Source organism: Salinicola sp. DM10 (assembly GCF_017306975.2).
Lineage (GTDB): Bacteria > Pseudomonadota > Gammaproteobacteria > Pseudomonadales > Halomonadaceae > Salinicola.
On record NZ_JAFLEN020000002.1, the window covers coordinates 422474 to 438856 of the forward strand.

Annotated in this window: 17 protein-coding genes and 1 tRNA gene; 12 read left to right on the forward strand and 6 right to left on the reverse strand. The window is 64.6% G+C overall.

Annotated features, from left to right (window positions below; translation table 11 throughout):
- The first annotated feature begins 31 nt into the window (after positions 1-31).
- From J0A90_RS10580 to J0A90_RS10590, 3 genes are all read left to right on the forward strand, one after another.
- Positions 32-673: an urease accessory protein UreF gene (locus J0A90_RS10580; protein WP_207035343.1), complete on the forward strand. Its 642-nt coding sequence runs from the start codon at positions 32-34 to the stop codon at positions 671-673.
- Between the two features lie 138 nt (positions 674-811).
- Complete coding sequence (gene ureG / locus J0A90_RS10585; RefSeq protein WP_207034791.1) at positions 812-1474, forward strand: urease accessory protein UreG; 663 nt, start codon at positions 812-814, stop codon at positions 1472-1474.
- Positions 1475-1551: 77 nt separating this feature from the next.
- Complete coding sequence (locus J0A90_RS10590; protein ID WP_207034789.1) at positions 1552-2163, forward strand: HupE/UreJ family protein; 612 nt, start codon at positions 1552-1554, stop codon at positions 2161-2163.
- Between the two features lie 182 nt (positions 2164-2345).
- On the opposite strand, the gene J0A90_RS10595 is transcribed toward J0A90_RS10590, so the two are convergent.
- Positions 2346-3161, reverse strand: a complete 816-nt coding sequence (locus J0A90_RS10595) for a DUF1206 domain-containing protein (protein WP_207034787.1) — start codon at positions 3159-3161, stop codon at positions 2346-2348.
- A 148-nt stretch (positions 3162-3309) separates the two neighbouring features.
- Here J0A90_RS10595 and J0A90_RS10600 point away from each other — a divergent pair, with 148 nt between their 5' ends.
- Positions 3310-3543 (forward strand): hypothetical protein, encoded by a 234-nt coding sequence (locus J0A90_RS10600; RefSeq protein ID WP_207034785.1) that lies wholly within the window; start codon positions 3310-3312, stop codon positions 3541-3543.
- Positions 3536-5023 carry a sodium:solute symporter gene (locus J0A90_RS10605; protein ID WP_207034783.1) on the forward strand — a complete coding sequence of 496 codons (1488 nt, stop codon included), beginning with the start codon at positions 3536-3538 and terminating at the stop codon, positions 5021-5023. Before J0A90_RS10600 ends, J0A90_RS10605 begins: the two co-directional genes overlap by 8 nt.
- A 15-nt stretch (positions 5024-5038) precedes the next feature.
- Here J0A90_RS10605 and J0A90_RS10610 read toward each other — a convergent pair whose 3' ends face one another.
- From J0A90_RS10610 to J0A90_RS10620, 3 genes are all read right to left on the reverse strand, one after another.
- Positions 5039-5785 (reverse strand): amino acid ABC transporter ATP-binding protein, encoded by a 747-nt coding sequence (locus J0A90_RS10610; protein ID WP_035469385.1) that lies wholly within the window; start codon positions 5783-5785, stop codon positions 5039-5041.
- Positions 5782-6456, reverse strand: a complete 675-nt coding sequence (locus J0A90_RS10615) for an amino acid ABC transporter permease (protein ID WP_207034781.1) — start codon at positions 6454-6456, stop codon at positions 5782-5784. The genes J0A90_RS10610 and J0A90_RS10615 overlap by 4 nt, the downstream gene beginning before the upstream one ends.
- 141 nt (positions 6457-6597) lie before the next feature.
- Positions 6598-7302, reverse strand: a complete 705-nt coding sequence (locus J0A90_RS10620) for an amino acid ABC transporter substrate-binding protein (protein WP_233076722.1) — start codon at positions 7300-7302, stop codon at positions 6598-6600.
- A 1049-nt stretch (positions 7303-8351) separates the two neighbouring features.
- Between J0A90_RS10620 and J0A90_RS10625 the strand changes: the two genes are divergently transcribed.
- Entirely contained in the window at positions 8352-8696 is a 345-nt protein-coding gene (locus tag J0A90_RS10625) for a hypothetical protein (RefSeq protein WP_207034777.1), read from the forward strand.
- Between the two features lie 396 nt (positions 8697-9092).
- Positions 9093-9177 (forward strand) — tRNA-Leu (locus tag J0A90_RS10630).
- Positions 9178-9418: 241 nt separating this feature from the next.
- Here J0A90_RS10630 and J0A90_RS10635 read toward each other — a convergent pair.
- Positions 9419-10081 (reverse strand): hypothetical protein, encoded by a 663-nt coding sequence (locus J0A90_RS10635; RefSeq protein WP_207034775.1) that lies wholly within the window; start codon positions 10079-10081, stop codon positions 9419-9421.
- Positions 10082-10968: 887 nt separating this feature from the next.
- Positions 10969-11259 (reverse strand): hypothetical protein, encoded by a 291-nt coding sequence (locus tag J0A90_RS10640; RefSeq protein ID WP_207034774.1) that lies wholly within the window; start codon positions 11257-11259, stop codon positions 10969-10971.
- 271 nt (positions 11260-11530) lie between these two features.
- Between J0A90_RS10640 and J0A90_RS10645 the strand changes: the two genes are divergently transcribed.
- The 5 genes from J0A90_RS10645 (at position 11531) to J0A90_RS10665 (ending at position 16329) form a co-directional block, all read left to right on the forward strand.
- The gene (locus J0A90_RS10645; protein ID WP_233076696.1) at positions 11531-12277 is read left to right on the forward strand and encodes a ComF family protein; all 747 of its coding nucleotides are present in this window, start codon (positions 11531-11533) and stop codon (positions 12275-12277) included.
- Positions 12278-12317: 40 nt separating this feature from the next.
- Complete coding sequence (locus J0A90_RS10650) at positions 12318-13304, forward strand: serine/threonine protein kinase (protein WP_207034772.1); 987 nt, start codon at positions 12318-12320, stop codon at positions 13302-13304.
- Between the two features lie 182 nt (positions 13305-13486).
- A complete protein-coding gene (gene folE, locus J0A90_RS10655) occupies positions 13487-14044 on the forward strand; it encodes a GTP cyclohydrolase I FolE (protein ID WP_106418160.1) in 558 nt (185 codons plus the stop codon).
- Between the two features lie 160 nt (positions 14045-14204).
- Complete coding sequence (locus J0A90_RS10660) at positions 14205-14660, forward strand: hypothetical protein (protein WP_207034769.1); 456 nt, start codon at positions 14205-14207, stop codon at positions 14658-14660.
- A 199-nt stretch (positions 14661-14859) separates the two neighbouring features.
- Positions 14860-16329, forward strand: coding sequence for an NAD-dependent succinate-semialdehyde dehydrogenase (locus J0A90_RS10665; protein ID WP_207034767.1), 1470 nt, complete (start codon positions 14860-14862; stop codon positions 16327-16329).
- Positions 16330-16383: the final 54 nt, after the last annotated feature.

Below are 16383 nucleotides of genomic sequence, written 5' to 3' on the forward strand. Positions count from 1 at the left end.
GACACGCTCACCCTTGGCGCTGCTGGGTCTGATGCAGCTGGTGAGTCCGGCACTGCCGATCGGCGCCTTCGCCTGGTCGCAGGGGTTGGAAAGCGCCTTCGAACTCGGCTGGGTGAAGGACGAAGCGACGCTCGGTGCCTGGTTCGACGGGGTGCTCGAGGATGGCCTGACCCGCTGCGAACTGCCGCTGCTCGAACGCCTGTGGCAAGCCTGGGAGAGCGGAGATCGCGAGGCACTGGCGGCCTGGAACGACTGGCTGCTGGCCAATCGCGAGACCCACGAGCTGGCCGAAGAGGATCTGCGCCTGGGGCAGTCGCTGGCGCGCCTGCTCGGCGACCTGGGGCTGCTGCCGGAAGATGGCTGGCTGCCGCCGACGCCCACCTACGTCACGCTGTTCGCCTGGGCGGCGCAGCGGCGCGGCATTGCGCTGGCGGATGCCCAGTTGGGATTCGCCTGGGCCTGGCTCGAGAACCAGCTGGCGGCGGCGTGCAAGGCGCTACCGCTGGGGCAGACCGCGGCCCAGCGGCTGGTGGAGCGGCTGCGTCCGGCGCTGGCGGCCGCGGTGACGCGTGCCGCCGCGCTCGGCGACGAGGACCTGGGCCCGGCGCTGCCGGGGCTGGCTCTGGCCAGCGCGCTGCACGAGACGCAGTACTCGCGACTGTTTCGCAGCTGATGTCGCCGCCGGGATAAGCCTTCCGGGGCTTACCCGCTGTCATACCGAGGTTTCATCCGGGATGTGCGGTTTTACCTGGAATAGATACGCCGCGCCGTGGCGGGATGGGGCGGCGCGAAGACCAAAGGAGAGAGGGATATGCAACACTGTCTGCGAGTGGGCGTCGGCGGCCCGGTCGGGTCCGGCAAGACCGCTCTGCTCAAGCAGCTCTGCTTGGCGCTGCGCGAGCATTACGATATCGCGGTGGTCACCAACGACATCTATACCCGCGAGGACGCGGACTTCCTGCTGCGCCACGACGCGCTGGATGCCGACCGCATCATCGGCGTCGAGACCGGCGGCTGCCCGCATACCGCGATCCGCGAAGACGCCTCGATGAATCTGGCGGCGATCGACGATCTCCATGCGCGGCATCCGACGCTGGAGCTGGTGCTGGTGGAGTCGGGGGGCGACAACCTCGCCGCCACCTTCAGCCCCGAACTCTCCGATCTGACCCTCTACGTCATCGATGTCTCCGCCGGGGACAAGATTCCGCGCAAGGGCGGGCCGGGGATCACCAAGTCGGACCTGCTGATCATCAACAAGATCGATATCGCCGAGCGCGTCCACGCCTCGCTCGAGGTCATGGAGCGTGACGCCAAGATGATGCGCGGCCCGCGCCCCTTCGTCTTCGCCAACCTCTATGACGGGGTCGGCGTCGAGACCATCGTGCGCTTCATTCTCGACCGCGGGATGCTGCCGGAGCGCCGCGGTGAGGCGCAGCGAGCGCGGGTCGATCAGGCGCTGCTGTCTGCCGAGTGAATCGGTCCTGTTCAGCCTGACATCGACGCTTTCACATCCAAGCCACTACCCATCATCCACCTCCCAAGGAGTTCACCATGCAAGCTCGACCCTCTCGCAGCACCGCGCGCCGTCTGGCCTGGCTCGGGGCGCCGCTGGCGCTGCTGCTGGCCTCGGCGGCCTACGCCCACCCGGGGCAGCTGCCGCATACCCATGGCGGCAGTTTCCTGGCCGGCCTGATGCACCCGCTGACCGGTCTCGACCATCTGCTGGCGATGCTGGCGATCGGGTTGTGGAGCTGCCGCCAGGCGCCCGCGCTGCGCCGGGCGATGCCTGTGCTGATCGCGCTGGGCATGGTGTGTGGTGCCGGTCTGGCCTGGGCCGGGGTGCCGCTGCTGGGGGTGGAGTTCGGCATCGCCTCCAGCGTGCTGCTGGCGGGTGTACTGCTGGCGACGCTGGTCAAGCTGCCCAGCGCGGTGGGTGGCACGCTGGTGTTTGCCTTCATTCTGCTGCACGGCCATGCTCACGGTAGCGAACTGGCGCCGGGCGCCTCGGCGCTGCTCTACGCGCTGGGCTTCGTGATCACCAGCGTGGCGATCACCCTGGTCGGACGTCAGGCCGGTGCCTGGCTGGCCCAGCGTGACAGCCGCTGGCTGCGCGGCATCGGCGCCGCCATCGCCGCAGCCGGCGGGGCGCTGATGCTGGGCTGAGTGCTCCGCTGCCTCAGCTCTCTTGCGCATCCGGCTCGGTATCGGCTGCGTACCTCGGTTACCTGGCGGCGCTGCATGGCTCGGCAGGTAGGTCGGTGCCGTGACTGCGGTCGCGGCGCCGGCGCGCTGTTCCGATCCTTCCAGGCCGCTCACGCGGCCTTTTTCATGCCCGCGTGTGCCGGTCAGCGGGGATGACGCACGCGGCGATAGCCCGCATTGATGAAGCAGTAACCGCCGTAGGCGATCAGGCCGCAGGCGACCCCGCCCAGCAGGAAGTCGCCGTAGGGCTGGTGGGCGAGCAGATCGAGGGCGCCACCCAGGCCCTGGGTCTGGCTGGGCGAGAGCTGCCAGGCGGCCAGGCCGAGCAGGCCGCCGATCAGGATGAAGGTCACGCCGCGGGCGGCCAGCCCGACTCTGGCGATGCCCTCGAGCAGCGGCAGCGGCGGATTGGGGCGCTGTTCCAGATGCCAGTTCTTGCGGTAGGCACGCCGCCAGGCGCGCACCAGCTGATGCACGCCGACGGCGACGAAGCCCAAGCCCACCGCCAGCAGCAGCCAGCGCCCGCCGGGAATGCCCAGCAGCCACTCGGTGCGGCGGCGGTTGTCTTCCTGGGATGAACTCGCCACGCTGTGCAGCAGCAAGGCCGCGCACTGCCATGCCAGGGTGGCGTAGAGCCCGGCGCTGAGGGCGAATCCCAGCCGCTGCAGCCAACCCTTCCAGTCGTTACCCTTGTGCTCGGTGTCCCAGATCGCCTGGCCCAGACGCCAGGCCACGTAGGCGACCAGACCCAGGCCGAGCAGTACCAGCAGCACGCTGCCGAAGGGCCACAGCGCGATCTTGTGGATCACCTCGCTGGTGCCGCTCTCGCTGCCGCCCAGGCCGATGGTGGTGAGCAGGGCGAGCCAGCCCACCGCGACATAGATCAAGCCTTTGGCGGTATAGCCGGCGGACGCGCTGAAGCGTAGCCCGTCACGGAGTCGAGAGCGTCGTTGCGGCATGGAGATTCCTGAACGCGAATGATCCCTGCAGCCTAGCAGCTCGCCGGGTTCGGCGCCGATGCCCGATGCGATAGGCTATCCTGTCGCCGGCCGTCAGGTGGGGCGGTGAAAACTCATGAAACACGCGTGACACACTGTGGGAACATCGATGAAGCATTTCGTGGTACGCCCGCGCTCGGCGGCGGGCTGGGGGCTGTTGCTGCTGTTCCTGGGCCTGATCATGATGGGGCTGTGGCCAGTGGTGGCCGGCTTCAATCGGGCGCGGCTGGCGTTCGGGCTGCCGTGGCTGGCGCTGTGGGCCTATGCCATCGTGGCCGGCTGCTGGCTCGCCATGCTGCTGGGCAACCGCTGGCTGGCGCGGAGGGCGCACAGGGATGACTAGCCTGTCGACGAGCAGCCTGGCCCCGCTGTGGATCACCCTGGGCTATGTCGCGGTGGCGCTGGTGATCGGCCTGCGCGCGCGCCGTGGGCGCGTCATGGACAGCCTGGAGGAGTGGGGCGTGGCCGGGCGCAGTATGGGCGGGGTGACCCTTTATCTGCTGATCGCCGCTGGCAGCATCAGCGCCTACACCTTCATGGGCGCGCCCGGCTGGGCCTACAGCAAGGGCGTCGCGGTCTTCTACGTGGTGATCTATCTCTCCTATCTGGCGCTGGTGGCGTGGTACTGCGGTCCGCGGGTGTGGGAGTTCGGCCGGCGCTTCGGCCACGTCACCCAGGGCGCGGCCATCGCCGACCGTTATCAGAGTCCGCTATTGGGTGGTCTGGCGGCGCTGGTGATGTCGATCGGCTCGCTGGCCTATGCGGTGCTGCAGACCATGGGGTCGGCCTACATTCTGGCGGTGATGAGCGGCGGGCGTATCCCGGTCTGGGCGGGTGTGATTCTGATCCTGGCGGCGATGGCGCTCTATCTCTACGTCAGCGGGCAGCACGCCATCGGCCTGACCAACGCTTTCCAGGGTGTGCTCATGCTGGTGGTAGCGTGGAGTGTGGGGCTGTGGTCGGCCCACACCGCCAGCGGCGAACTGGGATTCGGCGCCATCTTCGCGCGCCTGCAGGCGGAGCGCCCCGACTTCCTGACTCTGCCAGGGGCGGGCGGCGACATGAGCTTCGCCTTCTGGACCACCTCGATCATCGTCTCGATGCTCTCGTTCATGCCGCCGGTGTGGAGCCAGTGGATGAGCGCGCGCTCCGCCGACACCATCCGGCGCAGCGCGACCTGGCTGCCGACCTACTACATCGTGGTGCTGCCGATGGTGGTGGTGGGCTTTATCGGTATTCTCGCGCTGCCGCAGCTCGAGCGCGCCGATACCGTGGCCCTGAGCTATGCCCTTGGCCATCTGCCGGTGTGGCTGGTGGGGCTGCTGGGGGCGGGCACCCTGGCCGCGGCGATGTCCTCGTGCGAGCCGTTTCTGCATTCGGTGGCGATGGCCTATGCGCGGGATATCGCCCAGCCGCTGTGGCGGCTCAGTGACAGCGCCACGGCACGCCTGGCGCGGCGGTTGCTGATTCCGATCATGGCGCTGATCGTGGCCCCGGTGGCGATCAGCGAACCCAGCAACCTGGTGATGATCCTGCTGGTGGGGCTCGGCTTCGCCACCCAGGTGCTGCCGGCCTTCATCGGCATGTTCGTGTGGACCCGCGCCTCCACCCCCGGGGTGATCGCCGGCATCGTCGCCGGCTTCTGCGTGACCCTCGCCTTCACCCTGATCTGGCGCAATCCGCTCGGCGTGCATGCCGGCTTCTGGGGGCTGCTGGTCAACCTGCCACTGTTCGTGGGCGTGTCGCTGCTGACGCGGCCGGTGCGCGACGACGTGGTCGAGCGCTTCTTCGCCATCAGCGCCCCGGGTCGCTCCCGCGCCTGACTGGCGCGGGTGGGGTCAGGCCGGGTTGGCGGCGAGAATCTTCTTCAGGAAGCGCTGGGTGCGTTCATCGCGGGGCTGGCTGAACAGCGTCGCCGGCGGCGCCTGTTCGATGATTCGGCCCTCGTCCATGAACACCACGCGGTCGGCGACCTCGCGGGCGAACTGCATCTCGTGGGTCACCACGATCATGGTCTGGTGCTCCGCCGCGAGCTGTTTCATCAGCCCCAGGACCTCCTCGACCCACTGCGGGTCGAGGGCCGAGGTCGGCTCGTCGAACAGAATCACCTCGGCGTTGGCCGCCATCGCCCGGCCGATGCCGACGCGCTGCTGCTGGCCTCCGGAGAGCGAGGCCGGATAGGCATCGGCCTTGTCGGCCAGGCCGATGCGCTCGAGGATCTTGCGCGCTCGGGCGTGGGCTTCGCGCTTGGAGAGGCCGTCGACCACGATCATGCCCTCGGCGATGTTCTGAAGCGCGGTCTTGTTGGCGAACAGGGCGTAGTTCTGGAACACGAAGGCGGTGCGCCGGCGCAGGGCGAGAATCTGCGCCTGAGTGGCGCGGGTGGCATCGACCTGCAGATCGCCCACCGTGAGCTGGCCGGCATCCGGACGCTCGAGGAAGTTGATGCAGCGCAGCAGGGTCGACTTGCCGGTTCCCGAGGGGCCGACCACGACGATGATCTCGCCGCGTTCGAGTTTCAAGTCGATGGCGTCGAAGACCACCTGGTCGCCGAACTGCTTGCGGATACCCTTGAGTTCGATCATCGCTGATAGGCCCGGTTGAGTCGTTGCTCCAGCCATTTCTGCACCCATGACAGGGCTTCCACCACGACCCAGTAGATCACGGCGACGACCAGAAAGGCTTCGAAGTAGAGAAAGCTGCTGGCGGCTTCCTTCTGAGTCGCCCCCATCAGCTCGGTGACACCCAAGGTGAAGGCGAGCGAGGTCGACTTGATCATGTCGATGAAGTAATTCATCAGCGTCGGCGTGGCGACGCGGGTCGCCTGCGGCAGCACGATGCGCCGCATCAACTGGCCCTGGGTCATGCCCACCGAGAGCGCGGCCTCGGTCTGGCTGCGATCGATCCCGACGATGGCGGCGCGGATCGACTCCGCCATGTAGGCCGAGAAGTGTAGGGTCAGGCCGAGAATGGTGGCGGTGATACCGTTGATCGAGACCAGAAAAGTGAGTACCTGCGGCAGCCCGTAATAGAACAGGAACAGCTGTACCAGCAGCGGCGTGCCGCGGAAGAACGAGATGAACAGCTTGGCAAAGGCGTTGAGCCCGGGCAGCTCGGTCACTCGGATCACCGCCAGCAGCGAAGCCAGGACCAGGGCGCACAGCATGCCCGCGGCGGCCATGCCCAGGGTCAACGGTAGATAGCTCAGAAGGATGGGCACCAGGCCCAGCATGTAGTCGACATTGAGTGCGTGCATAGAGATCACTACGCCGCGCAGCGCGGCCGTGGATAACAGAAAGGCCCATGAAGCCGGCAAGCGTCATGGGCCGTGTCGCCCCGGCGTAGTCCTACGTGCAGGACGCAGGGCACGACTCGAGGGCGGCGTGGGATCAGAGTATCAGGGTTGGGTGATATCGGTACCGAACCACTTCTCGGAGATCGCCTTCAGCTTGCCGCTGTCACGCAGCTTGGCCAGTGCGGCGTTGACGCGGTCACGCAGGGCAGCACCGGCTTCGTCGTCACGGAAGGGGTAGGCGTTCTGGATCTGCGAGAAGGGCTGGCCGGCAAGCTCGAGCGGCAGCGGCTTGTCCTTGATCACCTGGGTCGCGCTGACGCGGTCCATGACGAAGGCGTCGGCGCGGCCGAGGGCCACATCCTGCTCGATATTGGAGTCGTAGGTCTTGATATTGATCTGATCGGCGTAGGGCAGCTCTTCGAGCAGCGCTTCGTAATTGGAGCCGAGGTTGACCGCGACGGTCTTGCCCTTCAGATCTTCGACGCCGTGAATGGCGTCATTACCCTTGCGCACCACGACCTGGGCACCGTCATAGACGTAGGGCGTGCTGAACAGGTACTTCTTCTCACGCTCGGGGGTGATGGTGATCTGGTTGGCAATGGTGTCGATGCGTCCGGAGTCGAGCATCCCGGCGAGCCCGGAGAAGCTGGCAGTCACGAAATCGATGTCATCGCCGGTCTCTTCGCCGATGGCGTTCATCAGGTCGACCTCGAAGCCCTTGAGCACGTCATGGTCGACGAAGGTGAAGGGGTAGTAGCCGCCGGACATGCCGACGCGCAGCGTATCGGCGTGCGCCATGCTACTCATCGAAGCCAAGCCCAGACCTAGGGCCAGAGCGCCGCCGCGCAGCACGCGGCCAGCCAGAGAATATGCGTATCGAGCCATGCGGGTGATCTCCTCGTCGGTAGGGGCAGCGCGGGGGGACGGACCGCGCGGTCGTGAGTGGATGTAGCATAGCGCAAATTTTTTTGTCGGAATAAGAGAAAAATTTTATATGCCATTTTGTTTGGGGCTATGGCGTCGTCGCCGGCGGCCAGCTCGTCGAGACCTGGCTGACGGGGGGAATATTTTGTACGAGCCTTTGTCGTTTGTAATGTATTGATCTAACATCGGCTCGATTCTCTTCGTGAAGGCTGCCGCAGGGACGTGACCAAGGGAGTTGCGCGCTGCGCTGGTTAGCGGCATGGCCAGGGAACGGGCCGATAGGCTCAGGTACCGTGGAGAGTCGAGAGCGAGTCGCGTTCTGGGCGCTATCGGCGTTGCTCTCGCAGCCCCGGCAGACGGGCTGGAGCGCATCCTGCTTTCGGGGGGTCGATGTCCTTCCATCGTCTCCCTTTCTGTTTATTGCGCACTTGTCGCGGCCTGTCTGCGGCATCGAGCATCGGATGTGCTCGGCAGGTGCTTGACCTAAAGAAAGGTTTTGTATAACTTTGCACTCGTTGGTCGATTCACCGGCTTCAAGGATGGAGTCCAGGGACAACAGGTGAATCTTGGCTGCGATCATGGAAGATCGTATGGCTGCATGGCACCGGGAAAGTGACCTTGTGGCTTGATTGCACAGCACCGCACGCCGGCAGGGGCCAGGATGGCCCGGCAAGAGAACAGGATGTTCTCGGCGCACGCGGATCTTAGAAAGGCGGGCCCTCGGGCTCGCCTTTCGTGTTTGTGGCATCTCCTCGTCGCTGCCTGGGTCTGACGATGCGCTGGCGTGTCGGTGATGATACCGGCCATGGGTGTCGAAGGGTCGACATCGTGGACCCGGAGGCGAGCAAAAATCACCATTTGCGCTATGCTGATAAAACGCCATCCGCCCAAGGCGCGGCGTGTCTGTCAACTCTAGAGACAAGGGACTTGCCATGAAAAAAGGTATTGCAGTCGTCACCGCTACCGCCCTGATGCTGCTCGGCGGCGCGGGCATGGTCTATGCCGACAGTGCTGCGCTGAAGGACGCCGAGCAGGCCAATCAGGAGCCGCTCAAGAAGGGTGACGGCGTGACCGAGTCGCAGCAGGACATGATGAGTGGCGAGAGCGAGCATCAAGGCATGGATGAAAGCGGCCACAGTGCGGCGACCGATGATGCCATCGACGCCATGCAGGAAGAGACCGACGGCAAGACCGATATCAAGGATGCCGAGGATCTCGACTCGATCAACGCCCAGGGTCAGAGCGACGCCGCCGCCGCGGCTCAAAAGTCCCAGTGATAGGCGAACGACCTCTCTCGAAAAGCGCCCCGCGGGGCGCTTTTTTGTGGCGTGACGCTGCCTCCTCGTCAGTCGATAGATACATAAAGATACAATTACCTTTCCACTTCTTCACCTGTATCAAATTATCTGATCTCCCAGGGGTCCACAGTGTGCGTGTCGTCAGGGAGACGTCAGGAAGCGAGGTCGCAGGACGCGACCGACACAGGGAAGTTTGGCAGGACGCCATGGCAAACGGCAGGAAGCCGTCACGATTAGGGGGTTCGTACGCGGACCCTCTATTTTTGTGTCCGCCCGAGCGGCGTCGCCGACTGGGTCTCGATGCGAGCGGGCAGGGGCCGTACAGCGAATTGACTTTGGAGCGCTCGTCCGTAAAATGAGCGCGCTCTTCATCCAGCGGATGTGGTGGAATTGGTAGACACGCTAGATTTAGGTTCTAGTGCCGCAAGGCGTGGGAGTTCGAGTCTCCCCATCCGCACCAGTTTGATTCACGAGGCTTTTCGGGCTTCGATGATTTTCTCCAGTCTCGATGGCCCCCTTTAGTTTCAATGACTCCCTCTAGTAGCGCCGCTCGATTGCCCGTGTGACTCGAGTGTGACGCACTGACCGTTCGTTTGACCGCATCGAGTCGGTTGAACGTTTCGCGGACCTTGCGCCCTCCCTCATGGCCGTGGCCAGGAAGAGGCCAGTGCGTGTCCGAACCTCCTCCTCGGCGCTTTCAGCTAAGGCTCGTAGGCGACGCGATGCAGGCGTATCACCACGTTCTCGATGAACGACTTGCAGCGGGTCGCGTAGTGCGGATGGATCTGGCGTATATGCCCTTCAGGGTCGCGGTCGCCTTCGTAGGTGATCTGGTTACGTCTCTGGATCAATACGTTCAGCTTCTGCTTGATATCGATGGGGGTGCAGGCGGGACCTGGCCAGATGGCGGCGATCGACTCGATGATATCGGCATGCCCCAGCAGGCGATAGGCGGCAATCAGCTCTTCCGGCGACTTGAACGATAGCGACGTACGGCCGCTGGGCTGGGAGGGGTCGACCCAGATTCGCGCGCCATGACGCTCTTTGCTGGTTGGGCGGCGGTGCATGCACAGGCTCGGACATGGCGTTCCGTCCGACTGCTCGAGCACGTTCTTCATCGGCACGTAGAGCGACACGTAGGCGCGGTAATCTCCCAGCTTGTCAGTAACGACTTCGTCGACGTAGGCGTCCATGGCTGCCAGCGAGAAGGCAACCGCCGAGCGCGGCAGCCAGAGCAAGTCGCTGTGCGCCTCGTCCAGCCGTCCGCGAGGCAGAATACCGCGCGCGCTGCACAGCTCTCTGTACATGTTCACAAGCTTGTCGACGGCCGACATCCGGCTCTGAAAACGCTCGTAGAGTGACATGTTGTTCGTATAGCCCCCAGGAATGATGGACGGTGATATGGCATCGATGAGCCGCAGCGATCCCGCCGTTGTCGCTCTCTGATGGGCATGCAATCGGCGAGACCTTCCTTTGCGGTGTGATGATTATCGATGAATTTTTCTTTGCTTATCAAAGATGATATCTTAATAAGATAAATCTAATGTTTAAGGCTTTATTCCGCTAAGTGTGCTGGTGTTCATATCTGAAGTTGCGCTTTTTGTGATCAGGGTTCTAGTGGTGTGTCTATCAAAAAATCCTTTGTCGAAAAGGGTTTAGGGTTTTATTCTTGTCTGGCTGAGTGTTTTCATGAGAGTGAGTGTGTCATGAATGTAAAGAAGGAGGGTTTTTTATTTTTGTATTAGATTTGTCTTGTTTGTTGTCATTTTTGCTATGTGTCATGGCGATAATATCGTTTGCGAAAACGTAAGTTTTACTCATCCAGTCGGGGTAGAGAGTGCTTCAAGGAGCCTGGGACAGTTCCGATCTCGATGAGGTCCTGATATCGGACAGATATCAATCAAGATGGGCAGTGGGATAGAGCAAGGGCGTGTGAGGGAAAAGTGGGCAGAAAAAGCCGATACGGGCGGATGAGGGGAGGCTGCCTTTACCCGGAGCTAGCACACCTTTCACAACCGCTGGAGGACGTGGGCTTATCCGTGGCAGAGCGTTTCGGGGGCGCTTTGACCCTCTTTCTGGAGACTACCTTTACCGTTCCTGGCAAAGGCCCCTCGCTTTGCCCTGCCCCCGGGGCCCATCATTGAAGGCTTTGCACACGAGTGCTTGGTCCCGCAGGAAAGCGAGACCGCTCGAGCACTCCTGGTTGCAGAGGAGGTCATCGCGATTGGGGAAGTCACCGCGATTGGGGAAGTCACCGTGATAATTGGATGCGCTTTTCTGCCTTGATTTCATCACCGAGAGGCCATCTCTCACAGGGAACACCGAAGCGATTCTCTGCTTCGGAGCGCAGCAGGTCGATGCGGCGAATCAGCGCGCGACGATTGCTGCAGATACCGATGGGGATAGTGCGCACGAAGGCGCCGCGATCATGGCTCACTCTGATACTGAAGCGGGATGACTCTTCCTTGAAAGAGGCGCGCACGCGATACGGTTTCAATCCTGATTCCAGCAGCTGTAAAGCTTCCTGTCTGCCCAGTGACATCGCGAAACTCCTCGAATCCGGTGCAGGGCCGGGCCGGCGAGGGGCCATGACTGCGAATGGTTTCCCGCGCCAGGGTATCGGCGGATCGACCTCAGTGTAGCCAAGGTTGGCGGGCGCGGCGTGACGGCCTTCAAGCCGCCGCTTCGGTTGCCGATCTCTCTGGAGAGGGAGTGCCTGCGTGCCGGGGTACCGAGGGCAAAGCGCCATCAGTAGAGGGTGAACGGGCGCCAAGAGAGGGTGAGCGGGCGCCAAGAGAGGAGGGGAGAGGCGCATGATCAGACGTCACACCCTGGGCCGAATGCTCGCTGCCGGTGGTTTACGCTGGCAGCTCGAGCGCTGGTTGCGCCGGGCGTTGCCCGGCTACTGTGCTTTCTGCTATGCCCGCCTAAGCGGCGATCTCCCTTGGTGTTCTGACTGCGACGCCGAACTGCCATGGAATGCCATGGCTTGCCGCTACTGCGCCGAGCCCATGGCGACGCGGAGTGGTGGAGATGTCTGCGGGCGCTGCCTGAAGCGACCACCGGCATTCGACGCGGCCTGGGTACCGCTGCGTTACGAAGGGGAACTGATACGGCTGGTGCAGCGCTTCAAGTTCTCCGCTGACCCACGTGCTGGGCTGCTATTGGTGGAGCTGTTGATCCATGCTATGGGCACCACCGCGCCGTGCGGCGAGTTGCTGATCGGCGTCCCCGGGTCATGGGCACGCACCCGCGAGCGGGGTTTCGACCCGGTCGCCTGGCTGGGCGGCTCGCTCGCCGCGCGCTGGCAGCTACCGCGGCGGGCGGCGCAACGCCGGCGCGACTCGTCGAGCCAGCGTGGGCTCGATCGCGTCGCGCGCCGGCGCAACGTCAAGGATGCCTTCGTGATCGAGGGGCCTCTGCCTGAGTCGGTGCTGCTGCTGGATGACGTCATGACCACCGGGGCCACCCTGGAGGCGCTGGCCCTGGCCTGCCGCTGTGCGGGTGCTCGGCGTATCGGCGTGGTGGCGCTGGCGCGTACGCCGCCGGGCCGAATCTGATAGCATGCGCCGCCATAGCCTTCGTCTGCCGAGGTACGCCATGAGTGCCGCATCGCCGCATCCGTTCGAGACCCTGACGCCCCAGCGCGTGGTCGAGGCGGTCGAATCCCAGGGCTTCTGGCTGCCGGGCGAACCGTTCGCCCTCAACAGCTACGAGAATCGGGTCTATGCCTTGAGCGACGACGAGCGCCAGCGCTGGGTCGCCAAGTTCTACCGCCCTGAGCGCTTGAGCACGGCGCAGATTCTCGAGGAACACGCCTTTCTGGGTGAACTCGCTGCCGCCGAGGTCGCGGTCGGCGCGCCGTGGCAGAACGCCCAGGGTGAGACGCTGTTCGAGGCGGAGGGCTTCCGCTTTGCGCTATTCGCCCATGTGCCGGGGCAGGCGCCGGAGCTCGACAATCCTGCGCATCTCTTCGCCCTGGGCCAATTGATCGGGCAGGTGCATGCCGTCGGCCGGCGGCATGCGTTCCAGCATAGGCCGGTGTTCGAGCCGCTGCGGCTGGTCGAAGAGAGCCGCGAGCGCGTGCTCGCCGCGCCCTGGATGAGCGCGCGGCAGCAGAGCGCCTATACCCGCGTGACCGACGCGCTGCTGGGGCTGCTCGCCGAGCACGCCTGGCCGCACCAGGCTTTGCAGCGCGTTCACGGCGACTGCCATCTGGGCAACATGCTCGGCCGCGATGAGCACTTTGCCCTGGTCGACTTCGACGACTGTGCCATGGCACCGGCGGTGCAGGATCTATGGATGCTGCTCACCGCGCAGTCGCCTGAGGAGTGGCAGATGCAGCTCTCCGAGGTGATCGAAGGTTACGAGGAGTCGCTCGAGTTCGACCGGCGCCAGCTCGAGTGGATCGAGGCGCTGCGCACGCTGCGTCTGGTGCGCCATAGCGCCTGGCTGGCCAACCGCTGGCAGGACCCGGCGTTCCCACGCGCTTTCCCCTACGTGGCTGACAGCGGTTACTGGGATCAACACATCCGCACTCTGGAGCAGCAGCGGGTGGCGCTGGACTCGCCGCGCTGGCTGGCCTGAGGGCGGCGGGTGAGGACACGCCCGGCGCGCGCCGGCGATAGAGCGCGGGGGCGAGTTTCGCTAGAATCCCTTTTCATCATGCGTCGGCTTTCGTGGCCTGCGTCTTCCTCTTCCCATCAGCGCGGTGCTGGTGCCCGATAGTCGGCGTCAGCGCCCGCAAGCGACAGGATCAAGGCAGCATCATGACAGAGCAATTGGCAGGCCATTTTCGCGGCATTCTCGAACACCTGGGGGAGGACCCCCAGCGCGAGGGGCTGCGCAACACGCCGCAGCGGGCCGCCAAAGCGATGCAGTTTCTGACCCAGGGTTACCATCAGTCTCTGGAAGAACTGGTCAACGGCGCCGTGTTCGCTTCCGACACCGACGAAATGGTGTTGGTCAAGGACATCGAGATGTACTCGATGTGCGAGCACCATGTGCTGCCGTTCATCGGCAAGTGCCATATCGCCTACCTGCCCCAGGGCCGGGTGCTGGGGCTGTCCAAGTTCGCGCGCATCGTCGACATGTACGCCCGGCGGTTGCAGATTCAGGAGAATCTCACCCGCGAGATCGCCGAAGCGGTGATGCAGGTGACCGGCGCCCGCGGCGTGGGTGTGGTGGTCGAGGCCCAGCACATGTGCATGATGATGCGCGGGGTCGAGAAGCAGAACTCTTGCATGAAGACCTCGGTGATGCTCGGCAGCTTCCGCAAGAACCAGACCACGCGGCAGGAGTTCCTGATGCTGGTCAACGGCCGCTGAGAGAGTGTTTACAAATTCGGCGAGCGAAGGCAAGACAAGGCAAAATCGGTCGAAAAAGCGGAGTTTACATGGGGTAAATGAGCACTTTGAGGCCGATTTTAACGCCGTATTGCCGAGCACAGGCATTTTGTAAACACACTCTGGGGCAGGAGCGCGATACATGGATGGCCGACTCGACACCTTCGATGACGACACCCAGCGCGGCGAGATCGTGGGACAGGATGGCCAGCGCTACGCCTTCGAATTCGGCCAGTGGCGCGGGCGCGGTCTGCCGGCGGCGGGCCAGGCGGTGCGCTTCGACGTGGCCGAGGGGCGTGCGGTGCGGGTGTTCAATCGGCCCGAGGCGCAAAAGCCCGCGCGCAGCACCCGTGATGCCAGCGGCAAGGTACAGCGCAAGCAGCTCTCGCACTGGGCGCTGGCGGCTTTCGTGGTGGCCTGCGCCGGTGTCGGCGCCGGGCGCTATGCGCCGGTGGTCGAGGTGGTCGCGCTGGTGCTCGCCTGGCTCGGCCTGCGCCACGTGCATCGTGCGCCGCAGCGCTTCAACGGCCAGGCGGTGGCGGCGCTGGCCCTGGTGATCGCGGTCGGCGTGACGCTCTGGTCCCAGGGCGTGGTGTAACCGGCTGCGACGGTTTGGCGCCTCGGCTGCTGTCATACCGATTGTCACTGGCGCCAACGCAGCGAAAGCGCCATCCTTTCCCCCGACACCTTGCCCGTTTCAGACGCGTCGCCCGAGTCCTGGCGGCGCGCCGGCAATCACCGCCGGCCGTGCGGTTTCGGCGCGGTCGACGGCAGGCACATCAAGGAAGGAGTGACTCATGCAATCCGTCAAAGAGAGCGCGCTGTTCAGGCCCTACGCCTATATCGATGGTAACTGGGTGGCCGCCGACAGCGGCGAACAGATCGACGTCGACAACCCCGCCAGCGGCGAGATCCTGGGGCGCATGCCGCGCCTCGGCCGGGCCGAGACCGAGCGCGCGATCGAGGCCGCCGAGGCGGCCCTGCCGGGCTGGCGCAACCATACCGCGCTGGAGCGTGCCGACATCCTGATGAAGTGGTACGAGCTGATGCTCGAGCACAAGGATGAGCTGGCCGCGATCATGACCGCCGAGCAGGGCAAGCCGGTCAAGGAGGCGGCGGGGGAGATCGTCTACGCCGCGAGCTTCATGCGCTGGTTCGCCGAGGAAGCGCGGCGTATCTACGGCGATACCATCCCGGCCGCCAGCAGCCAGCAGCGTATCGTGGTGACCAAGCAGCCGGTGGGTGTGGTCGGGGCGATCACGCCGTGGAACTTCCCCTCTTCGATGATCACGCGCAAGGCCGCGGCGGCGCTCGCCGCGGGCTGCACCATCGTGATCAAGCCGGCCAGCCAGACGCCGTTCTCGGCCACCGCGCTGGCGGCGCTGGCCGAGCAGGCGGGGGTGCCGCGGGGCGTGTTCAACGTGGTGCCGGGCAAGGCCAGCGAGATCGCCAAGGCGATGACCGAGTCCCCGGTGGTGCGCAAGGTCACCTTCACCGGCTCCACCGAGGTCGGCAGTTCGCTGATGGCCGGCGCCGCCCAGCACATCCAGAAGATTTCGCTGGAGCTCGGCGGCAACGCGCCCTTCCTGGTGTTCGAGGACGCCGATCTGGATGCCGCGGTCGAGGGGGCTATCGCCTCCAAGTTCCGCAATGCCGGCCAGACCTGCGTCTGCACCAACCGCTTCCTGGTCCAGTCGAGCGTGATCAACGCCTTCAGCGAGAAGCTCGCCGCGGCGATGAACAGCGAACTGAAGGTCGGCGATGGCTTCCAGGACGGCGTCAATATCGGGCCGCTGATCGATGAGGATGCGGTGGCCAAGGTGAGCGAGCACGTCAAGGACGCCACCGACAAGGGCGCCCAGCTGCTGCTCGGCGGTCACGAGCACTCCCTCGGCGGGCGCTTCTTTTCGCCGACGCTGATCAGCCATGCGACGCCGGAGATGAAGGTGGCGAGCGAGGAGACCTTCGGTCCGCTGGCAGCGGTGTTCCCGTTCGAGACCGAAGAGGAAGCGGTGCGCCTGGCCAATGACACCCAGTTCGGGCTGGCCTCGTACTTCTATTCGCGGGATCTGGGGCGTGTCTGGCGGGTGGCGGAAGCGCTCGAGTACGGCATGGTCGGCATCAACACCGGGCTGATCTCCAACGCCAGCGCGCCTTTCGGCGGCGTCAAGGCGTCCGGGCTGGGGCGTGAAGGCTCCAAGTACGGTCTCGACGAGTATCTCGAGGTCAAGTATCTGTGCATCGACCTGGGTCAGGCGCAGGCATGATTCACCCGGGCGGCTGAGGTCTGCCGCCCGGCTTAGGTCTGCTGCCCGGCTTAG